The organism is Bacillus oleivorans (assembly GCF_900207585.1).
Classification (GTDB): domain Bacteria; phylum Bacillota; class Bacilli; order Bacillales; family JC228; genus Bacillus_BF; species Bacillus_BF oleivorans.
In genome coordinates this window covers 51,322-71,601 of record NZ_OAOP01000005.1, presented here as the reverse complement: position 1 = coordinate 71,601, position 20,280 = coordinate 51,322, and the positions used below count along the sequence as shown (strand labels likewise).

21 protein-coding genes and 1 riboswitch are annotated in these 20,280 nt (G+C 39.7%); of the genes, 9 read left to right on the top strand and 12 right to left on the bottom strand.

The window, feature by feature from the left end; all coding sequences use genetic code 11:
- Positions 1–2: 2 nt before the first annotated feature.
- Positions 3–812, bottom strand: a complete 810-nt coding sequence (locus CRO56_RS12255; protein WP_097158905.1) for an alpha/beta hydrolase — start codon at positions 810–812, stop codon at positions 3–5.
- A 201-nt stretch (positions 813–1,013) separates the two neighbouring features.
- Here CRO56_RS12255 and CRO56_RS12250 point away from each other — a divergent pair, with 201 nt between their 5' ends.
- Together CRO56_RS12250 and CRO56_RS12245 are read left to right on the top strand one after the other, a co-directional pair.
- Positions 1,014–1,532: a gamma carbonic anhydrase gene (locus tag CRO56_RS12250; RefSeq protein ID WP_097158904.1), complete on the top strand. Its 519-nt coding sequence runs from the start codon at positions 1,014–1,016 to the stop codon at positions 1,530–1,532.
- Between the two features lie 37 nt (positions 1,533–1,569).
- Positions 1,570–2,424, top strand: a complete 855-nt coding sequence (locus CRO56_RS12245) for a C39 family peptidase (RefSeq protein ID WP_245855856.1) — start codon at positions 1,570–1,572, stop codon at positions 2,422–2,424.
- On the opposite strand, the gene asnB is transcribed toward CRO56_RS12245, so the two are convergent.
- From asnB to CRO56_RS12230, 3 genes are all read right to left on the bottom strand, one after another.
- Positions 2,411–4,315: an asparagine synthase (glutamine-hydrolyzing) gene (gene asnB / locus CRO56_RS12240; RefSeq protein WP_097158903.1), complete on the bottom strand. Its 1,905-nt coding sequence runs from the start codon at positions 4,313–4,315 to the stop codon at positions 2,411–2,413. The genes CRO56_RS12245 and asnB overlap by 14 nt on opposite strands.
- Positions 4,316–4,521: 206 nt before the next feature.
- A complete protein-coding gene (gene metK / locus CRO56_RS12235) occupies positions 4,522–5,724 on the bottom strand; it encodes a methionine adenosyltransferase (protein ID WP_097158902.1) in 1,203 nt (400 codons plus the stop codon).
- Between the two features lie 262 nt (positions 5,725–5,986).
- Positions 5,987–6,101, bottom strand: a riboswitch (SAM riboswitch).
- 76 nt (positions 6,102–6,177) lie between these two features.
- Positions 6,178–6,567, bottom strand: a complete 390-nt coding sequence (locus CRO56_RS12230; RefSeq protein ID WP_097158901.1) for a thiol-disulfide oxidoreductase DCC family protein — start codon at positions 6,565–6,567, stop codon at positions 6,178–6,180.
- Between the two features lie 310 nt (positions 6,568–6,877).
- Here CRO56_RS12230 and pckA point away from each other — a divergent pair, with 310 nt between their 5' ends.
- Complete coding sequence (pckA, locus tag CRO56_RS12225; RefSeq protein ID WP_097158900.1) at positions 6,878–8,470, top strand: phosphoenolpyruvate carboxykinase (ATP); 1,593 nt, start codon at positions 6,878–6,880, stop codon at positions 8,468–8,470.
- Positions 8,471–8,726: 256 nt separating this feature from the next.
- On the opposite strand, the gene CRO56_RS12220 is transcribed toward pckA, so the two are convergent.
- The 4 genes from CRO56_RS12220 to CRO56_RS12205 all read right to left on the bottom strand — a co-directional run bounded on the left by CRO56_RS12220 (position 8,727) and on the right by CRO56_RS12205 (position 11,706).
- Complete coding sequence (locus CRO56_RS12220; RefSeq protein ID WP_097158899.1) at positions 8,727–9,002, bottom strand: YqhV family protein; 276 nt, start codon at positions 9,000–9,002, stop codon at positions 8,727–8,729.
- 139 nt (positions 9,003–9,141) lie between these two features.
- Positions 9,142–9,906: an ATP-binding cassette domain-containing protein gene (locus tag CRO56_RS12215; RefSeq protein WP_245855854.1), complete on the bottom strand. Its 765-nt coding sequence runs from the start codon at positions 9,904–9,906 to the stop codon at positions 9,142–9,144.
- Positions 9,907–9,925: 19 nt separating this feature from the next.
- The gene (gene ssuC / locus CRO56_RS12210; RefSeq protein ID WP_097158897.1) at positions 9,926–10,690 is read right to left on the bottom strand and encodes an aliphatic sulfonate ABC transporter permease SsuC; all 765 of its coding nucleotides are present in this window, start codon (positions 10,688–10,690) and stop codon (positions 9,926–9,928) included.
- Positions 10,691–10,734: 44 nt separating this feature from the next.
- Positions 10,735–11,706, bottom strand: a complete 972-nt coding sequence (locus CRO56_RS12205; RefSeq protein ID WP_097158896.1) for a sulfonate ABC transporter substrate-binding protein — start codon at positions 11,704–11,706, stop codon at positions 10,735–10,737.
- A 172-nt stretch (positions 11,707–11,878) separates the two neighbouring features.
- Between CRO56_RS12205 and CRO56_RS12200 the strand changes: the two genes are divergently transcribed.
- Both CRO56_RS12200 and CRO56_RS12195 read left to right on the top strand, forming a co-directional pair.
- Positions 11,879–12,379 (top strand): DUF3231 family protein, encoded by a 501-nt coding sequence (locus CRO56_RS12200; RefSeq protein ID WP_097158895.1) that lies wholly within the window; start codon positions 11,879–11,881, stop codon positions 12,377–12,379.
- Between the two features lie 77 nt (positions 12,380–12,456).
- On the top strand, positions 12,457–13,671 hold the full coding sequence (locus tag CRO56_RS12195; protein ID WP_097159169.1) for an MFS transporter: 1,215 nt from the start codon (positions 12,457–12,459) through the stop codon (positions 13,669–13,671).
- A 4-nt stretch (positions 13,672–13,675) separates the two neighbouring features.
- Here CRO56_RS12195 and CRO56_RS12190 read toward each other — a convergent pair whose 3' ends face one another.
- The 3 genes from CRO56_RS12190 to CRO56_RS12180 all read right to left on the bottom strand — a co-directional run bounded on the left by CRO56_RS12190 (position 13,676) and on the right by CRO56_RS12180 (position 15,780).
- Positions 13,676–14,287 carry a YitT family protein gene (locus CRO56_RS12190; RefSeq protein ID WP_097158894.1) on the bottom strand — a complete coding sequence of 204 codons (612 nt, stop codon included), beginning with the start codon at positions 14,285–14,287 and terminating at the stop codon, positions 13,676–13,678.
- Positions 14,288–14,743: 456 nt separating this feature from the next.
- Positions 14,744–14,986 carry a DUF2584 domain-containing protein gene (locus CRO56_RS12185; RefSeq protein ID WP_097158893.1) on the bottom strand — a complete coding sequence of 81 codons (243 nt, stop codon included), beginning with the start codon at positions 14,984–14,986 and terminating at the stop codon, positions 14,744–14,746.
- 5 nt (positions 14,987–14,991) lie between these two features.
- Positions 14,992–15,780 (bottom strand): alpha/beta hydrolase family protein, encoded by a 789-nt coding sequence (locus CRO56_RS12180; RefSeq protein WP_097158892.1) that lies wholly within the window; start codon positions 15,778–15,780, stop codon positions 14,992–14,994.
- Between the two features lie 299 nt (positions 15,781–16,079).
- Between CRO56_RS12180 and CRO56_RS12175 the strand changes: the two genes are divergently transcribed.
- From CRO56_RS12175 to CRO56_RS12165, 3 genes are read left to right on the top strand one after another with little or no spacing between them, the layout of a single operon-like run.
- The gene (locus tag CRO56_RS12175; RefSeq protein WP_097158891.1) at positions 16,080–17,075 is read left to right on the top strand and encodes an ABC transporter substrate-binding protein; all 996 of its coding nucleotides are present in this window, start codon (positions 16,080–16,082) and stop codon (positions 17,073–17,075) included.
- 49 nt (positions 17,076–17,124) lie between these two features.
- The gene (locus CRO56_RS12170; protein ID WP_097158890.1) at positions 17,125–17,901 is read left to right on the top strand and encodes an ABC transporter ATP-binding protein; all 777 of its coding nucleotides are present in this window, start codon (positions 17,125–17,127) and stop codon (positions 17,899–17,901) included.
- A gap of 52 nt (positions 17,902–17,953) precedes the next feature.
- Positions 17,954–18,691: an ABC transporter permease gene (locus tag CRO56_RS12165; RefSeq protein ID WP_425427202.1), complete on the top strand. Its 738-nt coding sequence runs from the start codon at positions 17,954–17,956 to the stop codon at positions 18,689–18,691.
- Positions 18,692–18,707: 16 nt separating this feature from the next.
- Here CRO56_RS12165 and ytkD read toward each other — a convergent pair whose 3' ends face one another.
- On the bottom strand, positions 18,708–19,196 hold the full coding sequence (ytkD, locus tag CRO56_RS12160; protein WP_097158888.1) for an RNA deprotection pyrophosphohydrolase: 489 nt from the start codon (positions 19,194–19,196) through the stop codon (positions 18,708–18,710).
- 134 nt (positions 19,197–19,330) lie between these two features.
- On the opposite strand from ytkD, the gene CRO56_RS12155 reads away from it, so the two are divergent.
- Positions 19,331–20,236 (top strand): DUF6612 family protein, encoded by a 906-nt coding sequence (locus CRO56_RS12155; protein WP_097158887.1) that lies wholly within the window; start codon positions 19,331–19,333, stop codon positions 20,234–20,236.
- Positions 20,237–20,280 lie beyond the last annotated feature (44 nt).

The following is a 20,280-nucleotide window of genomic DNA, read 5'->3' as shown; positions in this document are numbered from 1 at the left end:
CCTCACTCTATGTAGTAACCCAAAGATCTTAACCTAGTCTCGACGAAATCCTTTGTATATTGAAATACCAGTTCTCGCTTAGATTCACTAAATATTTCATGATAACAGTTTTCCCATTCTTTAAAATGCTTTTCTTTCAAAGCTGCCCGGTCTATCCAGCTGCGAACAGCTAGTTTATCTACAATTTTATCATTTCCGCCCTGCATCACTAAAAAGGGAATATCAGCCGTTTTGTTGACATTTTCAAAGGCTTGCTTCATCGCTTGCACTAATTCTCTGTACCAGCGGACGGAAACCTTCCGAATATATAGAGAATCGTTCACATCTGAATTTTGCACTTCTATATTGTTAGTAGCAAAATCAACTGCAAGCTGGGGGTTAACTTTTAATTTAGGTGCAAAAATATTTAATCCCAGCGAGAGGGTTTCTAAAAATTTAGATGGATGCCAAATAAGACCAAGACACGGGGAAGATAGAATCGCAGCAGCCAGTATAGGCAGTTTTTTTTCCTGAAGCAGCCTGATCACGACAAGACCTCCCATACTATGACCCATGATAAAAACAGGAAGTTCCCACTTGGCCGCTTCGTGAACCCACCCTTCTACTTCTTCTATATATTCATCAAAGGAATCAATATGACCTCTATTAGAGCGGCTCGTCATTCCTTGTCCAGGCAGATCTCCCATTAAAACGTTAAACCCATTGGATCGCCACATTTCAACGAGCCATCTGTAACGTCCATGATGTTCAAAGGCTCCATGGACAATGATTATAACCCCTTTAGCATCATGGTCACATTCCCATTTCCACATAATTGACACGAGACCTCCTTAATAGGATCCATAAGTATACGTTGTGACAATCCTTTCTAAAATACGGTAGTATTAAATAGGTGCAAATGATTTTCAGAAAGCGGCAGAGTAAAAAAGGTCCCTAAGTCGATTTTACGCTATTCCTGTCATTTTATCCTTTCTGGAGACTTGATATAAAGATAAGAAAAGGATGGGTTAAAATTGATATATCCATTTGGTGAACACATGCCTAAAATTGCAGAAAGTGTATTTATTGCAGATTTTGTCACGATAACTGGTGATGTTATGATTGATGAGGGTTCAAGCATTTGGTTTAACACTGTAATCAGAGGAGATATTGCCCCTACAATCATCGGAAAAAAGGTGAGTATTCAGGATAATAGTGTTATCCACCAAAGTCCTAATATTCCTATGATTATTGAAGACGAAGTTACAATTGGCCATCAGGTAATCCTCCATAGTGCAACGATCAGAAAAGGCGCTTTAATTGGGATGGGTTCGATCATCCTCGACGGTGCCGAAATTGGTGAGGGAGCTTATATTGGGGCAGGAAGCCTAGTATCGCCCGGAAAAGTTATTCCTCCTGGTGTGCTCGCATTTGGCCGCCCGGCTAAAGTTATACGTGAACTAAATGAAGAAGATATAAAAGATATGAAACGGATCGTTCAATCATATTATGAAAAGGGACAATACTATAAATCTTTACAGAGAAACCGATAAAAAGGATAAGAGAATTCTTGATTGAGGGTGACTCAAGGTGGAATGGATTTATACCCTAATCCTTGTCATAAGCGTTATGATCTATATGGGTTTTCGCAATTTAAGACCAATTGTTCAAGGGATTGCTATACTTTTTACAATTATTATTGCCTTGACTGTTGCGATCTATTTCAATCATGAAAAATTAGTGATTGCGATTACAAATTCTGCAACAGAGGATGCACCTGTTATTGAAACGAAAGAACAGGATGCGCACTATTATGAAATGATTAAAATTCAACAGCAAGTCTTGATAAATGCGCCGATCGTGTCACAATTTCCAGAACTGGTCAGGGGCTGTGAAGTAACCAGCTTGTTGATGCTTCTTCAGTTTCATGGCTATGAGGCAGACAAGCTGATACTCGCTGAGCAGCTTGCCAAGGATCCCACGCCTTACAAAGTTGTGGATGGACAGATCTTTTTTGGCCATCCCAACACTGGTTTCGTAGGGGATATGTATTCTTTTAATAACCCTGGACTCGGTGTTTATCATAAGCCAATCAAGGAACTGGCTGAACGATACGCTCCCGGAAAAGTGATTGATTTTACCGGAAGTGATTTTACAGCGGTTCAAATGTATTTATCACAAGGGTTACCCGTTTGGGTCATTATCAATACAACCTATAAAGCTCTGCCTTCTTCTGCTTTTGAAACGTGGCAAACACCGAATGGCTCGGTACGGATTACCTATAAAGAACATTCAGTGTTACTGACAGGCTATGACGAAAATTTTGTTTACTTTAATGACCCATTAACGGGAGAAAAAAATAAAAAAGCGCCCATGATTGAATTTATTCAATCGTGGACGCAAATGGGAAGTCAGGCGATAACCATAAACCCTAATGAGCTGTAACGAATTCGTGTTGCAGCTCTTTTTCTTGCTGGAACTGAAATTCTTTTTCAATATAGACTTTATGCCAAATCATAAACACAAGAACCGTCCAAATCTTACGGGAATGGTCGGCTTTTCCTTGGCAATGTTCTTCTAAAAGATTGAGGACATAATCCTTTTTAATCCACTGGTCGGTATTACTTTCAAGGATTAAAGCGACAGCCCAGTCATGCATTTCAGCTTTTAGCCAGTGCCTGATTGGGACTGGGAAACCAAGCTTTTTGCGATTTAAAACATGGGCAGGAACAAATGATTCTGCTGCTTTTCGCAATATATATTTGGTTGTGCCATTCGCAGTTTTAACCGAATTTGGAATATGAGAGGCAACCTCGAATACTTCCTTGTCTAAAAACGGTACCCGAAGCTCAAGGGAATGGGCCATTGTCATTTTGTCGGCTTTTAATAAAATGTCGCCTCTAAGCCATGTGTGAATATCAATATACTGCATTTGTTCGACGGCATCATAGCCCATGGATTCTTTATAAAATGGTTTTGTAATATCCGTATAATGAAGTTTGTTATTATACTGGCTCATCAATGCTTGTTTTTCTTCTTCAGAATACATTTTCGCGTTGCCTATAAATCTTTCTTCTAATGGTGTGCAACCTCGTTCAATAAAGCTTTTCCCTTTCATTCCTTCAGGCATTATTTTGGAAAGCTGAAGGAGAATCCGTTTTAGCCCGGCAGGAATCCGATTAAAAATCTCCAAGGATTGCGGTTCCCGATAGATGTTATAGCCTCCAAATAATTCATCGGCCCCTTCACCAGAAAGCACCACTGTTACATGTTTTCTGGCTTCCCTTGCAACAAAGTACAAAGGTACACAGGCAGGATCAGCGAGCGGATCGTCCAAATGCCACATAATCTTCGGCAGTTCATTCATATATTCTTCAGGCGAAATCACATAGCTGATGTTTTCTAATCCTAATTTTTCAGCACTTTCCTTCGCGACATCTATTTCGCTGAATCCATCATGTTCGAATCCAACTGAAAAAGTTTGGATACTTGGATGAAATTCTTTGGCAATCGATGCAATAATTGTAGAATCAATTCCTCCTGAAAGGAAAGATCCAACCGGTACATCACTGCGCATATGTTTTTCAACGGAATCAAACAACACATCACGAATTTCTTTAACCCATTTTGATTCTTCTTTATAAACAGGAATAAAATTAGCCTTCCAATATTGCTTGATTTGAATCGGCTTTCCTATTTCCTTTGTAAAATAATGACCTGGGTCAAGCTTGTAGATACCTTCTGTTAACGTATAAGGTTCAGGAACATATTGAAACGTTAAATAATGCTGTAATGATTCATGAGAGATTTCCTGGTCGTCCTGCATAGCTAAAAGAATACTCTTTTTCTCTGAACCGAATAAAAGTCGATCCTCATCTTCTTTATAAAAGAAAGGCTTTATCCCAAATGGATCACGGGCTCCAAAAAGCTTCTGTTCTTCTTTATCCCAAATAACAAAGGCAAACATGCCGCGGAGCTGATCCACCGCTTTTTCTTTATATTTACTAAAAAGAGCAATAATAACTTCTGTATCTGATTGAGTCGTGAAAGTCAACCCTTCCTCGATACACTGCTCCCGTAATTCTACATAGTTATATATTTCTCCGTTGAAAATAATCCAATATCTCTCGTTTTCATACGATAATGGCTGATGTCCTGCTTCAATATCAATGATACTTAATCTTCTAAACCCAAGCTGTACATGTTCATTTGTAAAAAAGCCCTCATCGTCTGGGCCGCGATGATAAATTAAATCATTCATTTGTTTAAATGGAAGATTTCCTCTTTCCCTATCTGTAGCGGGATGATTATGGACACACCCGATAAAACCACACATATGTAGTCACCTGCTTTAAGTTTTTGATTCTTCAATTTTTTCCAAGTTATCATAGCACAGATAAAAATCCATTTACAAAACAATACTACCATTTTTCTTTTAAAAAAGGGAAAGGGATTTCTTCCCTTTGTATTTTTTCATATCCATAGTTAAAGACGTTAAAACAAAAAGGAAGTTACACCCAAATTGATGTAACCCCCTTACTTTTACGCGTTGGCAGCTTGTGCTTTCAGGATTTCTGCTTTATCTGTTTTCTCCCAAGGTAAATCTAAATCATTTCGGCCAAAATGTCCATAGGCAGCCGTTTGTTTATAAATCGGACGACGTAATTCTAACATTCGGATAATGCCAGCAGGACGAAGATCAAAGTTTTGGCGAACAAGATCGACGAATACATCTTCACTAACTGTTCCTGTTCCAAAAGTATCAATGGAAATCGATACAGGCTGTGCCACACCAATCGCATAGGCAAGCTGAACCTCACACTTATCTGCTAGACCAGCTGCTACAATATTTTTCGCAACGTATCTTGCTGCATATGCTGCAGAACGGTCTACTTTTGTAGGATCTTTTCCAGAAAAAGCGCCCCCGCCATGACGTGCGTATCCCCCGTAAGTGTCTACAATAATTTTTCTTCCTGTTAAGCCTGCATCCCCTTGAGGGCCACCGATAACAAAGCGGCCGGTCGGGTTAATAAAGTATTTTGTATTTTCATCAATTAACTCTTTCGGAACGACCGGATTAATTACATATTCCTTTAAATTACGCTGAATTTGTTCAAGCGTAATTTCTGGGTGATGCTGGGTAGAAATAACAATTGTATCAATACGGACAGGCTGGCCGTTTTCATCATATTCAACCGTTACCTGTGTTTTACCGTCTGGACGCAAATAAGGAAGGATATCGTCTTTGCGTACCTCTGTAAGTCTGCGAGCCAGCTTATGAGCAAGTGAAATCGGAAGTGGCATTAATTCTTTTGTCTCATTACAAGCAAAGCCGAACATAAGACCTTGGTCACCTGCACCGATAGCTTCAACCTCTTCGTCTGTCATTAAACCTTCACGTGCTTCAAGCGCTTGGTTAACCCCCATTGCAATATCAGGAGACTGCTCATTTATAGAAGTTAACACCGCACATGTTTCCGCATCAAAGCCATACTTGGCTCTTGTATATCCGATATTAGCAACTGTTTCACGAACAATTTTTGGAATATCCACATAAGTTGATGTTGAAATTTCTCCAGAGACTAAAACAAGACCTGTTGTTACAGAAGTTTCACAAGCAACACGCGCATTTGGATCCTTTGCAATGATTGCATCTAAGATCGCATCTGAAATTTGGTCACAAATTTTGTCTGGATGTCCTTCGGTAACGGATTCAGACGTGAATAAACGTCGTTTTGTAGACATTTTACTATTACCCTCCTATAATAAGGCGTACAATCTCGCCTTTCGTGAATCACGGAACTCGTTTCCCTTAAAATGAGATTCGGTCAAGTTAGCAAGAGTATAAAAGAAACCTAGGCCATCTATTTACGATTCGTGTGTTAAAATCGGTTTCATCTATTATCATTTATCTTCTTTTTATTATGGAGCCAAGTTTCATTTTCTTACATGTAAAAAATTCTAATAAGGGGTTACCCTCTTAAGAATGCCAGGATCTTGCCTCCTACTCTTATCGTCCAAGGATTTCCCTTGCTTCAGGTTAGCACCTTTGTTCTAACGTTTAACGTTTAGCAGGTTGCTGAGCTTCATAGGGCCTGTCCCTCCACTTCTCAGGATAAGAGAATCCGTTCAAGGTAAAATCATAACTTACTAAAAATCCGATTGTCAATAAAAAATAAAAAGCCAGTTAATTAATGATTAAATCGTACAGCTGTCTGAATCACACTGGCCTTTTAACAGCTGATGGCGGCGTTTTGCCACCCACTTATAAATAGGATCCCCAATTCGTGAAACTCCAGGAATATACAACAGTAAACCGAGTACAAATGTGGAAGGCAAGAGAAGAAACATATACCGTATGGAACGGAACCCCTTTAAAATCTTTATATCCTTTTCGGTTTCAATCAAGAGGTGAAGTTCTCTTCTAAGGTCAATGGCCCGAAATGTTAGGGAATGGTCGATTTTCTCATATTCTTGTAAAGAGACCCATTTTATTTTATTTAACCAATCCAATTTGGTTACGGTTTTTTTCGTTCTCTGACAAAGGGCACACTGGGCATCATATAAAGCTAACCTTTCTTTACTCATTTGACCTTTCACCCCATTTATTTCCTACTTACTTCTATTATACACTTTCCATTAAAAACTTCCTTTACTTATAAGGAAAAAAGGCGTATCGTCTAATTTTAAAAAATCCTGGAACCATTCTTGCTAAATAGTATAGACTATTAAAATCAATGTGTTATACTATTTAAGAAATAAAGGTCAAATTTTGATCTTCTATACAAAAGTAAACAAGTATGTAATTAGGTTTCAACACAAAAAATAATTCTCTGGATATCTCGAAAAAGTGTTTAGTTGAATTGAAAAATTTAAAAGGAAGGACAGGGAGTAACTTATGGGTTCTAGTCTTCTTAAAACAAATCTAACTGCCATTGACCATGGAGGCAATTTACAAATTCAATTAGGTACAGCTAAGTTGGTTGAAAAGGTATTAGAACGAAATGAAGGGATTCTAACATCAACTGGTGCCGTACGTGCGGAAACAGGACTATATACGGGGCGCTCCCCAGAAGATAAGTTTATTGTTAAAGACGCCCTCACAGAAAATGAAATTGAGTGGGGCAAGGTTAATCAGCCTTTTGATTCTGAAAAATTCGCAAAGCTTTATGATAAAGTTTTACAGTATTTAAAACAGCAAAATGAGGTTTTTGTTTTCAAAGGTTTTGCGGGGGCAGACCCTTCCTATCGCCTTCCCATTCAAGTAATTAATGAATTAGCATGGCATAATTTATTTGCACAGCAGCTATTTATCCGTCCGACTAATGAAGAATTGAAAAATCACCATGCTGAATTTACCGTTATTTCTGCTCCTGGTTTTAAAGCAGACCCTTCTGTTGATGGAACACGTTCTGAAACCTTTATCATTATATCATTTACAGAAAAGGTTGTGTTAATTGGCGGAACTGAATATGCCGGCGAGATGAAAAAATCGATCTTTTCTGTTATGAATTACTTATTGCCGAAAAATGATGTCTTCTCCATGCATTGTTCAGCAAATATCGGTCTTGAAGGGGATGTAGCTCTCTTCTTCGGTTTATCTGGAACAGGAAAAACAACTCTCTCAGCTGACCCCAATCGCAAACTGATCGGCGATGATGAGCACGGCTGGTCTGCAAACGGTATTTTTAACATTGAAGGAGGTTGCTATGCAAAATGTATCAATCTCTCACAAGAAAAGGAACCGCAGATTTTTGAAGCTATTCGTTTTGGTGCGGTTTTAGAAAATGTTATGATCGATCCTGATACGAGAGAAGCCGATTACGATGATAGCTCACTGACCGAAAATACACGTGCTGCCTATCCGCTTGAAAATATGTCCAATATTGCCTATCCATCGGTTGCAGGTCACCCAAATACAATTATCTTTTTAACAGCTGATGCTTTCGGTGTACTTCCACCGATTTCAAAATTAACAAAAGAGCAGGCGATGTATCATTTCTTAAGCGGATATACGAGCAAACTTGCGGGAACAGAGCGTGGAGTTACTTCTCCACAAGCGACTTTCTCAACCTGCTTCGGTGCTCCATTCCTTCCGCTCCCGGCACAAAGATATGCAAAGATGCTGGGTGAAAAAATTGACGAGCACGAAGTCCAAGTCTTTCTTGTTAATACCGGCTGGACAGGAGGAGAATTCGGAGTAGGAAAAAGAATGAAGCTTCAGTTTACCCGCGCCATGGTGCAAGCTGCTTTAAATGGAGAGCTAAACTCTACGGAAACTGTAAGGGATCCTATTTTCGGATTATATATTCCTGTTCATGTACCTGGTGTGCCTGATCATGTGCTCCAGCCTGCAAGAACTTGGGAACATAAAGAAGCCTACGAACTAAAAGCCCTTGAACTCGCGAAAAAATTTAAAGAAAACTTTGCCAAGTTCCAGGACATAGCAGAAGAAATTGAAAAAGCAGGCGGTCCAGTTAGAACTGAATAAGCTTTTATAAAAATGGCAGTGTTAAGGGTTAATGTTGATTTTATAACATAGGTAATTGGAGCAGAAGTGCGCGAGAATCCTCGAAAATGCATGCGCATTTTCTTCGTGCGATGTATCGCTGCCGAAGCATTCCTTGTCCTGCGAGAAAAGCAAGCGCACTAGAGCGGAAATCAACAGTCAAGTTTAACAGAGCAATAAAAATAAAAGAGGATGCATCACAAGGGGAGTTCACCCGTTATGATGCATCCTCTCTATTTTAATGACTTTTAACGCCATATAAGATACATCCGACCCCGCAGGCAATCCAAATAATTTTCGTAAAGGAGATTTTCTCTGCTATCCCAAACAGTCCGATTGCAGTGGTGACAATCAAAACGATCGGGCCAATTAATGCGAGAGAACTATTAACAACCAGTGCTTTTTCAACGTCATTAAATTTTAAAATTAATAGGGCTGCAAAAATTTCTAAACTCCCTGATAACAAACGCAAAAATGCCATACCAATAATAGCTTTCTCCAATAAGATGAACATACGCCACTCCTCCAATACCATTAACACTTTTAGTGTATGCACGGAATTTAGAAGGAAGGACAACCATATAGCAAATTTAAAAAAATTATCGCACTTATAACCTTCTAAAGTATCAAAAAGGAGAGAACTTGTTCTCTCCTTATTTAAATGCAACCTTTAAATTCCCATTATCAGTGTTGCTACCCATAATTCTTTCCAGAATTTCCTCTACGTACTTCGCAAACCCAGGGTGAGTGCGTTGTCTTCTTCGCGGCAGATTGATTGGTATATTGAGTACGATCTGGCCCGCTTCTATTAAAATCACACGGTCGGCAAGGGCAACCGCTTCCTCAACATCATGAGTGACAAGAACAGAAGTTATTTTCTTTTGTCTCCAAATCTCCTCTATCAGGTCCTGCATTTCAAGCCGGGTTAATGCATCCAGCGCTCCAAGCGGCTCATCTAATAAGAGAATATTCGGCTGATGAACAAGGGCTCTGGCCAGCGCCACCCGCTGCTTTTGTCCTCCCGACAGTTTGGAAGGCCAATCCTTTAGCCGATCCTCCAGCCCTACATTCCGCAAGGCTTCAATTGCTTTAGGACGCCACTCGCCAATCAGGCCCAAACCGACATTTTCTAAAATTCTTTTCCATGGCAGCAGACGACCATCCTGAAACATTATTCTAGCTTCTTTGTTTAAACCCATGAGATTCGTTCCATTGATCCTAATCGCTCCATCATCACATGCTTCTAAGCCTGCCATCAATCGAAGCAATGTACTTTTTCCACAGCCGCTCTTCCCAACGATTGCAACAAATTCCCCTTCATGAATATCAAGGTTAATTCCTTCAAGGACCACCCGATTATCATAGGACTTTTTGATATTCTCTAATTTCACATGAATTTTCGGAAATTTCGTTTCCAAGGCTTCCCCCTCCATGTTTTTACGTATTCCATTGAAGCCATTTACCTTCAAAATACCGGGCAATTACATCAGAAAGCTTACCAAATAAGGCATAGAGGACGATGCTAAGGACGATTACATCCATTTGCATAAATTCGCGGGCATTCATGGCCATATACCCAATCCCTGTGTGGGCAGAAATCGTTTCGGCAACAATTAAAGTCAGCCACATAACGCCTAACGAAAAGCGAATCCCAACGAGAATAGATGATAAGGCACCTGGAAAGATAATAGTGAAAAACAGTGACGTGCCTTTTAATCCATAAGCTTTGCCCATTTCAATGAGGGTCTTATCAACTGACTTGATGCCATGATAGGTGTTAATATAGATTGGAAATAAAACACCCAGTGCGACTAAAAATACTTTAGACACTTCATCAATACCAAACCACAGAATGACAAGAGGGATCATCGCTAAATGCGGAATGTTCCTTAACATTTGAATAGAAGTATCAAATAAAAGATCGGAAGTACGGAAGATTCCATTGAAAAGACCGAGTAAAAACCCAACCGATCCCCCAATTAAGAATCCGGCTAATGCTCTCCAAAGACTAATAGAAATATGGTCTATCAATTCCCCTGTCATCAATAGGGAAAATCCTGCTTCAAATACAGCGGTAGGCGCAGGCAAAATTCTCTCAGGGATTACCCCCTGCCAGGATAAAATCTGCCATAGGACTAGTAAGAAAAAAGGGATCGCCCATGGAACCAGTCTGGTCAGTAAACCCGTTACCGTCGGTTTCAATTTTCCCCCTCCTTCCTTTTTGATATCATGTATATTCCCATCTGCTATTCCTTTATAAGAGCATCCTGAACGTTTACCTTCTTCGGAATGATATCTAAATTATAAAAAGTGTCTGCTATTTTCTGCTGTTCTTCCATGATTTCTGGTGAAAGCTCATCAACTCCGTAAACCCGTCTTTCAACACTCATTTTAATTGAGGCTTCATCTATTTTTAAAACTTCGGCAAGCATTGGGATCAGTTCGTCATGATTTTGATTCGCCCACTCTGAAGATTTTTGAACTTCTTCAATCACAACGTCAAGTGCTTCCTTGTGCTTAATAGCGAAATCTTTGTTTGCTAAAAAGAAGTCCCTGTCTGTAGTGAAACCCTCACCATCAACAATCATACGAGCATTCGAGTTTATTTGGGCTGAAGCTGTATATGGATCCCATACAACCCAAGCATCTATATTGCCCTGTTCAAATGCAACCCTTGCATCGCCTGGCTGCAGATAAGCAGGTGTAATCTCGTCATATGAAATTCCCACACTTTCGAGTGCTTTAACAAGAAGAAAGTGTGAGCTCGATCCCTTTGCAAAGCCAATCCGTTTACCTTTTAGATCTTCTAGTGCTTGAATTGGAGAGTCCTCTGGAACAAGAATGCCGCTCCCCTTAAATTTGGATTTCCCCGCTGCCATATAGACAAGCGGAGCGTCAGCTGCCTGAGCAAAAATTGGAGGTGAATTTCCTGTTCTTCCTAAGTCAATACTTCCTGCATTAAGTGCCTCAAGCAACGCGGGACCTGCCTGAAATTCATTCCATTCCACCGTATAACCAATTTCCTCTAGGCGGTCTTCTACTGTCCCAAGTGATTTTAAAATAAGCAACGGCCCATTTTTCTGATACCCAATCCTAATTACATTTGAGCCATTTTCCGCTTCAGCATCACCTGCGCTGCAGCCTGCCAGGACAAAACTAACCATTAAAAATAAGCTAATGATCGTATTAAAAATAGGTTTCCCCCTGGATACTTTCATGTTCTCACTCCTTGTTTTCAGCTTTTTTCACATAAAATCAATCTGTTTTAGCCTATGTTTGTAAGAAAGGTAGGTTCCTGTCCCGATTCAAATAAATGTAAATAGAGACATAAAATTTCATCATGGAGAAACAATAATATGGATTTTATTTGTAAAGAAAGGATGGAAACGAATGGGGATCTTAAGTAGTAAGCCACAAGAAGAGCCGCTGCATTCGGGTGAGGTCTTTAATCTTTGGTCGCACCTTTATGCTACAAAGGGGTTTTTAGTAACGCTTCAAATCTTAACGAATCACTCTAGCGATCACGACTTAAAAGCATTTCTGGAGGATTTCACGGAAAACTGTGTCAAACAAGAGGAACAACAAACCGAAGCCATTCTCAAAACCAGCGGAATTCGCCTGCCGCCAGCTCCCCCAGCCAGACCTGATGTACAGCCAGAGGATATTCCTGCAGGAGCCAGGTTCAATGATCCGGAAATTGCCGGACTCGTGCAAAGAGAAATAATCGCTGGAAACATTTTATTCAGTTATGTAATGGGAATTTCGCTGCGGGAGGATATTGCGCAGATGTTCGGAGAGTTTCATACACAGAGAACAGAATATGAAGAAAAACTATTAAAAATTTCAAAGGAAAAAGGCTGGCTAGTCCCGCCTCCTATGAATTTAAAATAAATCGTTCACCATAAAGTTATGGTTTAAGAAGTCTAAAAAAGGATGTGTACAAGCCCGTGGCGTCCAATAATAAGGGAATGATGATAACCGCTATAGGTTCAATTCCGCTCATAATGACTCTTGGTAATTCAATGCTAATTCCAATCTTTCCGCAAATGAAGACAGCCCTGAAACTTAGCCAATTCCAAGTAAGCTTAACCATAACAGTCTTTTCCATCGCTGCTGCGATATTTATTCCAATCCTTGGTTATCTTTCAGACCGATTTTCAAGAAAGATTATTATATTGCCTGCTCTCATTCTTTATGGGATTGGCGGATTGCTCGCTGGGTTTGCTGCTTCCGCTTTTAATAATGCGTTTGCATGGATATTAATTGGACGAACCTTACAAGGGATTGGCGCTGCAGGAACTGCACCGATTGCAATGGCTTTAACCGCCGACCTGTTTAAAGGAGGAGAAAGAAGCAAGGTACTCGGAATCGTCGAAGCCTCTAATGGTTTAGGTAAAGTATTATCACCCATTATTGGATCTTTAGTTGGCCTGATTGTGTGGTATGCTGTTTTTTTTGCCTTTCCTGCGATTTGTGTCGTTTCGATCATTTTAACTTGGATTTTTATCAAAGAAAAAAGACACCGCCAGGCACCTCCTCCTTTTCGTAAATATATGAGAGGTCTGCTTAGTGTCTTTAAATATGAAGGCCGCTGGCTGCTTACAACCTATTTAGCCGGTGCAACCTGTTTGTTTACCTTGTTTGGGATTCTTTTCTATTTAAGCGATGTATTAGAAAAGGATTATAAAATTGATGGAGTCATAAAGGGTCTTATTCTTGCAATTCCTTTGTTAGTTATGGGTATAACCTCTTATATTACAGGCAGTAAAATCGGTAAGAATTTATTTATCATGAAACGGTTAACTGTACTTGGATTTTTACTGATGACACTCTCCTATAGTTTATTATCGTTCATTGAAAGGTTAGTGCCATTTTTGCTGGTTCTGGCAATAAGCAGTGTAGGAACTGGTTTAATCTTACCGTCCATTAATAGTTTAATTACTGGCTCGGTTGGAAAAGAGCGAAGGGGTTTTGTCACCTCTTTATATGGTTCAGTCCGATTCATAGGGGTGGCTGTCGGACCGCCAATTATGACCCGCTTATTGGATTGGTCGCGTCCCGGCATGTTTTATGCTCTTGCTGCACTGACACTCTTGTGCGCGCTGCTCGCCTTAACATTAATCCATGTCAAAAAATCAGATGGCGAAAAGAAACACGCCCCATTCCGTTACAATTATGTATAAAGGTTTACTTTTTCCTCCAGCTTAATGTGTAAACAGAGTGGAAATTAATACTATAGATAGCATCGACCATTTTCGTTGAAATCCATTGGCTTAACAAAGCCTGAATGATAATTTCCCAGCTGATAATAGAAGCGGTTAAAATAAAAATAAAACCATTCATCCAAAATAATGGTTTACCAGGGTACACATGCCGATACTTGGCAATAATTAAGGCGATTACTCCAACTCCACCGTTGGAGACGCCTTCCCTTAGCAACAGTCCGATCCCTGTTCCAAGAAAAACAGACCCAACTACAACATCTATCCATACATTGCCGATTGGGGTTGGAATGATATGCTGAAAAAAGCCAATCGAGAGAGAAGTAACGGTAATCGCTACCATAGTCCAAATTACAGATCTGTTTCCCAAATATTTCATCGCGAGCATAAGCATTGAAAAATTTACAATCCATAGGGCTAATCCCATATTGATTAAAAGAAAATGATTTAAAAGAACTGATATCCCGCCAGCTCCTCCTGATGGAATCGAATGAGGAAACAAAAACAATCCCATTCCAAGTCCCTGAATTGTTCCCCCAGCTATCACAAACCCGCTTTTCCTCCAAAATTGATACATGTTCATCCCTACTGTCCAGTACACGGATTGTTTAAAGTATCTTCCTGTTGTGGGGCTTCATCTAAAGAAAACTTGACTAGCGCTAACCTTTAGGTTTAGGCGATTGTCTAGTTGCCCTTATACTTTATTCCTAAAATTGGCCACTTCGTCGATTTATCTTTATTGCTGCCAATTAATACGCTTAAAGTATAAAATAGGTCAAGCCATTCTTTTTATTTTTATTCTTGTCCGAAGGTAAATATGATTGAATTGGGCGGGGGTAATTTATTGTGCGAGAATGCATTATTTATCGATTCGACGTAATCGGTCATCGCCTTTATGAAGGATACTTTGACCTTGTCTTTCCCCGATTTTGTCCTTATTGCCTTTATGTAGGATACTTTAACCTTAATTTTTGCTGGTTTTGTCTTTCTTCTCCCAAATACAGAAAAAAACCCTCTAAATCAGAGGGTTAAGTTAGTTCACAGAGTACAGCGATTCCAGCCGATATATAATAACCGTTTTTTTATCTTCCCATTTTAAACAGTCAATTACAGCCGTTCCGCTTGGTTCAGACTCCTTCTTTCTTCGGACCTCGATGGGAATATGCATCGGGTATAGACGATAGCCTGTTTTTACAAGTTCAAATGTGTTTTCCTTTAATCGCTTTTCTTTCCCGTTTGTAACGATTACTGTTTGCAATTCCAAAGGCATCCCCATAAAAATCAGCCCCTTCCAAGTCCATATTTTTTCATCCACATCGTTAGTTCGTGGACCGTCTTTCTGTTAACAGCTGGAGGAAAATAGTGGGTAAAATCAGGAAAATACCAGGAATCCGCGAATTTTCCCAACTCCTTTAGTCTTTTTTCCAGCCGGTATGCATGTTCAACAGAAACATTTTCATCCTTTTGACCATGAATTATAAGAACAGGCGCTTCCATTCCTTCTAAATAGTAGAGAGGGGTTCGTTCCTGATACAGTTCTGGCACTTTCATGGGTGTCCCGCCAATGACCCGCTTCATCATCCTTCTTAAATCTGTTCTTTCTGCGTAAGTAAGGGCCATATCACTTACACCACCCCATGTAACCACTGATGCAGCTGGTTTTTCTATGGCTGTCCAGAGGGCCATAACGCCTCCTCTTGAAAAACCAAAAACATGAATCGAATCGGCAGAAACCCTCGGATGTTCTGCTAAAAGATCAAAACCTGAATAAGCATCGTGCCTATCCTGTAAGCCAAAATCCTCAAAACCTTCCCCGCCTTGATTTCCCCTGTAAAAAGGAGCAAAAACGACAAAGCCTTCTGATGCAAACTGTATAATTCGTCCAGGTCTTACCTTTCCAACATTTTTGATCCCGCCCCTCAAATACAGAAACCCATTTAATAAATGAGTGCCTGTCGGTTCGGCAAGCAGCCCTTTCACTTTTAAGCCACTGGAATAATATGTAACGTGAAAAAGGTCAATGTTTGGATGCGGAGAAGGAAACTTTTGCTTATCGATTATGAGCGACATGATGAAAAACTCCTTTTCACCTATATTTAATGATTGCTTGGTCGTAAATGGATTTATTAGCCCTTTAGCTCGATTATCCGAGCTCTGTGTTCGGTTATTTGGCACTCAGGACTGTTATTCCGCCCCTTAGGGAATGGCCTATCGGACCATTGCTTAAGGGTAACCGGAACACTTAGGCACTAAAAAATCTTTTTTATATATGGGCATTCACACATTTTTTCTTTTTTCATACGATAAGTTAGATTCTTTTTCCGGGCGAATACCCATAGGAAAAAGCCTAATTGTGAGGAGGATAATATATGAGAAAGTGGTTTAAAGTCTTACTTTCTTTGACTGTAGCCTGTATGTTGATTATAACATTAGCTGCTTGCAACCCAGGAAATGAAAAGGTACGTATTGCTGAAGTAACCCGTTCAATTTTCTACGCGCCTCAATACGTAGCCATTGAAAAAGGCTTCTTTGAAGAAGAAGGTCTGGACATTGAGCTTACCACCGTTTTCGGCGGTGATAAAGTTATGACAACTTTACTTTCAGATGGTGCAGAGATCGGTCTCGTAGGATCCGAAACATCCATCTATGTTTATGCACAAGGCTCTAATGATCCTGTTATTAATTTTGCCCAATTAACCCAAACTGATGGAACCTTTTTAGTAGCCCGTGAAAATATCGGAGAATTTTCTTGGGATCAGTTAAAAGGCTCCACTTTCCTCGGCCAGCGTAAAGGCGGCATGCCGCAAATGGTAGGGGAGTTCGTATTAAAGAAGCATGGAATCGATCCTCATAATGACTTGAATCTAATTCAAAACATTGACTTCGCCAACATCTCCAGTGCATTCGCTTCTGGAACTGGTGACTATGTCCAATTATTTGAGCCTCAAGCCAGTGTTTTTGAAAAAGAAGGTATCGGCCATGTTGTTGCCTCCTTCGGTACTGAGTCCGGACACGTACCATATACAACCTTTATGGCTAAACAAAGTTATATGGATGAAAACAAAGAAACCATTGAAAAATTCACTCGTGCTCTTTACAAAGCCCAGGGCTGGATCCAAACAGCCAGCGCAAGAGAAATTGCCGAAACAATCCAGCCATATTTTGAAGATACAGAGCTTGACATTATTGAGATGAGTGTTGATCGCTATAGAAGCCAAGGGTCTTTTGCCACTGATCCAATTTTAGATGAAGAAGAATGGAATAACCTGCAAGCGATTATGGATGAAGCTGGGGAATTGCCGCAGCAGGTGGATCATAAAACATTAGTAAATACAGAGATTGCTGAATCTGTAATTGAGGAGTAAGGTATAAAATCTTGTATTGGTTCAAAGTAAAAAAGGAGGCCGTTCAAACATGAGTTTTTTGTCAGTTGAACATGTTCATCACACCTACTTCACGAAAAAAACGGCCACGACCGCTCTTGAAGACATCCATTTTACATCAGAGGAAGGAGAATTCATCTCCCTCCTCGGTCCGAGCGGTTGCGGAAAGACAACACTCCTTTCCATTATTGCAGGTCTATTTCCCCCAACAGAAGGAAGAGTCTCGATTGAGGGGAAATCAGTTCTGGATGAGGCCTCACAACAGGTTGGATACATGCTGCAACAGGATTATTTATTTCCTTGGAAAACAATAAAAGAAAACATCACACTTGGATTAAAGCTGCAAGGACAATTAAATCCGGATTCATCTCAAAGAGTCCTAGATTTATTAAAAGAAATGGGACTAGCTGGAGTTGAGGATCAATACCCGAAACAACTGTCAGGCGGGATGCGGCAAAGAGTAGCTCTTGTTCGGACACTCTCTACCAATCCGAAGCTATTATTGCTGGATGAACCTTTCTCTGCCTTAGATTTTCAAACAAAACTTAAACTCGAGGATCTCGTATGGGAAACCCTAAAGTCATTTAAGAAGACAGCGGTACTGGTTACTCATGACATTGGGGAAGCAATCGCCATGAGTGATACCATCTATTTATTATCAAGTAACCCAGGAAAGATTCATAAAATCTTTCATATTCCTGAACAATTAAAAGAACTAAAGCCTTTTCATGCAAGGCAGCATTCGGACTACTCTAACCTGTTTCAAGAAATATGGAAGGAGTTGGAAAATCTTGAAACAAAAGCCTGATATCAATCTCCTTCATGAACAATATAAACAAAGTCTAATTAAAGAAAAAAGAATGGTACGGATTTACCAAATCATCATATTCATTGCCTTTTTTGCTTTATGGGAAATCGCCAGCAGCCTTTCTTGGGTTAACCCGCTTATTTTTAGTTCCCCATCTAAGGTCTTTGACTTATTTATTAATAAGGTTCAAGATGCTTCGCTATTTTCAGAAATCGGGGTAACTCTTTTTGAAACAGTTTTAGGCTTTATCTTAGGAACTTTGCTAGGTACGGTATTGGCCGCGATATTATGGTGGTTTCCGTTTTTTTCTAAGATTGCTGATCCTTATTTAGTGGTATTAAATGCAATGCCTAAGGTCGCATTAGGCCCGATTTTAATCGTTGCGTTGGGTCCTAATTTTGCATCTATTATTGCGATGGGAACTATTATTTCTGTCATCATTACAACGATCGTGGTATATACCTCTTTTCGCGAAGTCGATCCAAATTATTTAAAAGTTTTACAAACCTTCCAGGCCACACGATTTCAAATGTTTAAAGAAGCGATTCTTCCTGCTTCTTTTCCGACCATTATTTCAACCTTAAAAGTTAATGTAGGCTTATCTTGGGTAGGGGTTATTGTCGGAGAATTTTTAGTGTCCTCCCAAGGGTTAGGCTACTCGATTATATATGGTTTCCAGGTTTTCAACTTTACATTGGTTATGCTGTCTCTGCTTGTCATTGCAGTTTTTGCTACTATTATGTATAAAGTTGTTGAACTAATAGAGAAAAAATTAATTAAAGATAACTAGCAAGTAAGAGGCCAACTCATGAACAAAATGGGTTGGCCTCTCTTTCACTTTTGATATATTCTATAATTTTTTTAACAACTCCGTCCTTCATAATAAAACTAAAGGATTCGTCTAATTTCTCAAATAATATATCATGCTTAACAAGGACAGGACCTCTTGTCTCCATGTAATCATTTTTACTCACTATCTCTTTCACAACGGCATAAAAGACACCTTTGACAAACTCCTCATTTTCCGAGATTACTTTATATTGGCCAATAAACGTTAATTCCCCGACCTCACCGCCAGTTTCTTCAAAGATTTCCCGCTTTGCTGCCTCCTCTGGCTTTTCACCTTCTTCCAGCTTTCCGCCTGGAAATTCAATCCCTCGCGTCTTATGGTTTGTACATAACCAGTAACCGCTATATTCGGTGATACATAAAACATGCCTGATTTGATTAGTCTCTGCTTGCCTGCCAAAGGATAATTCTACTTTGTTTCCTGCCAAATCTGATAATACAATCATGAGAGTCGCTCCTGATTCATGGGTATAGTTCCTTAGTCGGATTTTACAAAAAAATGAATCTTACATGCTTATTTTACCGTAAAATGAAACCGTACGCTCAAGTCAAGAGCCGAAGGAAAAGGAGAGGACAATTAATGAAAAAGCTATGGATGATCCTGCTGACTGCTGCTTTCCTTTTAGTATTAGCTGGATGTAATCAGACTGCAGAAGATGTCAGCGGATCAGAACCAGAAACCAATGAGACAGAACCTGCAGAACAAGAAGCTCAGGAAGAACAAGTGGAAGAAGAGAAAGAACTGACTCTTGAAGAAGTCTATAACAAAACAATGGAAGCTTCCAATTCGCTGAAGAGTTTTTCAATGACGACCGATATGGATATGTCCATGACCTCAAATCTACAAGAAGAGGCCATGAATATGTCAACAAGTATGAATGGCCAAATCGTTGCTGAACCGCTTGCTATGTATCAACAATTAACTACATCTGTTGAAGGAACTGAGGAGTCATTTGATACAGAAATGTATGTGACGGAAGATGGTTTCTTCTTTTTAGAACCATCCAATCAGACCTGGTTAAAAATGCCAAGTGAAATGTCTGGACAAATATTGGGAGAAGCAGCCGGGCAGCAAAATAACCCTGGGGCTGAATTAGAAAATCTGAAGCAATTTATCGATGAATTTGAATTCCAAAAAGATGAAACTAATTATATTTTAAAATTAAAAGCGAATGGCGATAAATTCGCAGAGTTTGCCAATCAAATGCTCCAAAGCGCTATGCCTCAAGATTATGAAGCGATGGGGAATGTATTTGAAAATATGGCGATTGAAAATTTAGAGTATGAGATGTTTATCGATCAAGAATCCTTCTATCCTACCAAGCTAAATATGATCCTTTCCCTAACTATTACTGAAGGGGAAGAAACCTTAATAATGGACATGAAAATGAACGGATCCTATGCTGATTTTAATAATGCGACAGTTGAAGTCCCTCAACAAGTGATCGATACTGCCCAAGATATTACTGCAGAAACAGGTCTTTAAGTAAGAAAAGCGGAAGCACCCTAGATAATTAAAGAGCCTCTTTG

Coding starts and splice junctions, on each gene's coding strand:
- metK (WP_097158902.1), bottom strand. CDS start 5,724: ATGTCTACAAAACGACGTTTATTCACGTCTGAATCCGTTACCGAAGGA.
- CRO56_RS12170 (WP_097158890.1), top strand. CDS start 17,125: ATGAGTTTTTTGTCAGTTGAACATGTTCATCACACCTACTTCACGAAA.
- CRO56_RS12165 (WP_425427202.1), top strand. CDS start 17,954: ATGGTACGGATTTACCAAATCATCATATTCATTGCCTTTTTTGCTTTA.
- CRO56_RS12175 (WP_097158891.1), top strand. CDS start 16,080: ATGAGAAAGTGGTTTAAAGTCTTACTTTCTTTGACTGTAGCCTGTATG.
- CRO56_RS12185 (WP_097158893.1), bottom strand. CDS start 14,986: ATGGGGATGCCTTTGGAATTGCAAACAGTAATCGTTACAAACGGGAAA.
- pckA (WP_097158900.1), top strand. CDS start 6,878: ATGGGTTCTAGTCTTCTTAAAACAAATCTAACTGCCATTGACCATGGA.
- ytkD (WP_097158888.1), bottom strand. CDS start 19,196: ATGATTGTATTATCAGATTTGGCAGGAAACAAAGTAGAATTATCCTTT.
- CRO56_RS12255 (WP_097158905.1), bottom strand. CDS start 812: ATGTGGAAATGGGAATGTGACCATGATGCTAAAGGGGTTATAATCATT.
- CRO56_RS12155 (WP_097158887.1), top strand. CDS start 19,331: ATGAAAAAGCTATGGATGATCCTGCTGACTGCTGCTTTCCTTTTAGTA.
- CRO56_RS12230 (WP_097158901.1), bottom strand. CDS start 6,567: ATGAGTAAAGAAAGGTTAGCTTTATATGATGCCCAGTGTGCCCTTTGT.
- asnB (WP_097158903.1), bottom strand. CDS start 4,315: ATGTGTGGTTTTATCGGGTGTGTCCATAATCATCCCGCTACAGATAGG.
- CRO56_RS12180 (WP_097158892.1), bottom strand. CDS start 15,780: ATGTCGCTCATAATCGATAAGCAAAAGTTTCCTTCTCCGCATCCAAAC.
- CRO56_RS12190 (WP_097158894.1), bottom strand. CDS start 14,287: ATGTATCAATTTTGGAGGAAAAGCGGGTTTGTGATAGCTGGGGGAACA.
- CRO56_RS12205 (WP_097158896.1), bottom strand. CDS start 11,706: ATGAAAGTATCCAGGGGGAAACCTATTTTTAATACGATCATTAGCTTA.
- CRO56_RS12200 (WP_097158895.1), top strand. CDS start 11,879: ATGGGGATCTTAAGTAGTAAGCCACAAGAAGAGCCGCTGCATTCGGGT.
- CRO56_RS12195 (WP_097159169.1), top strand. CDS start 12,457: ATGATGATAACCGCTATAGGTTCAATTCCGCTCATAATGACTCTTGGT.
- CRO56_RS12220 (WP_097158899.1), bottom strand. CDS start 9,002: ATGTTCATCTTATTGGAGAAAGCTATTATTGGTATGGCATTTTTGCGT.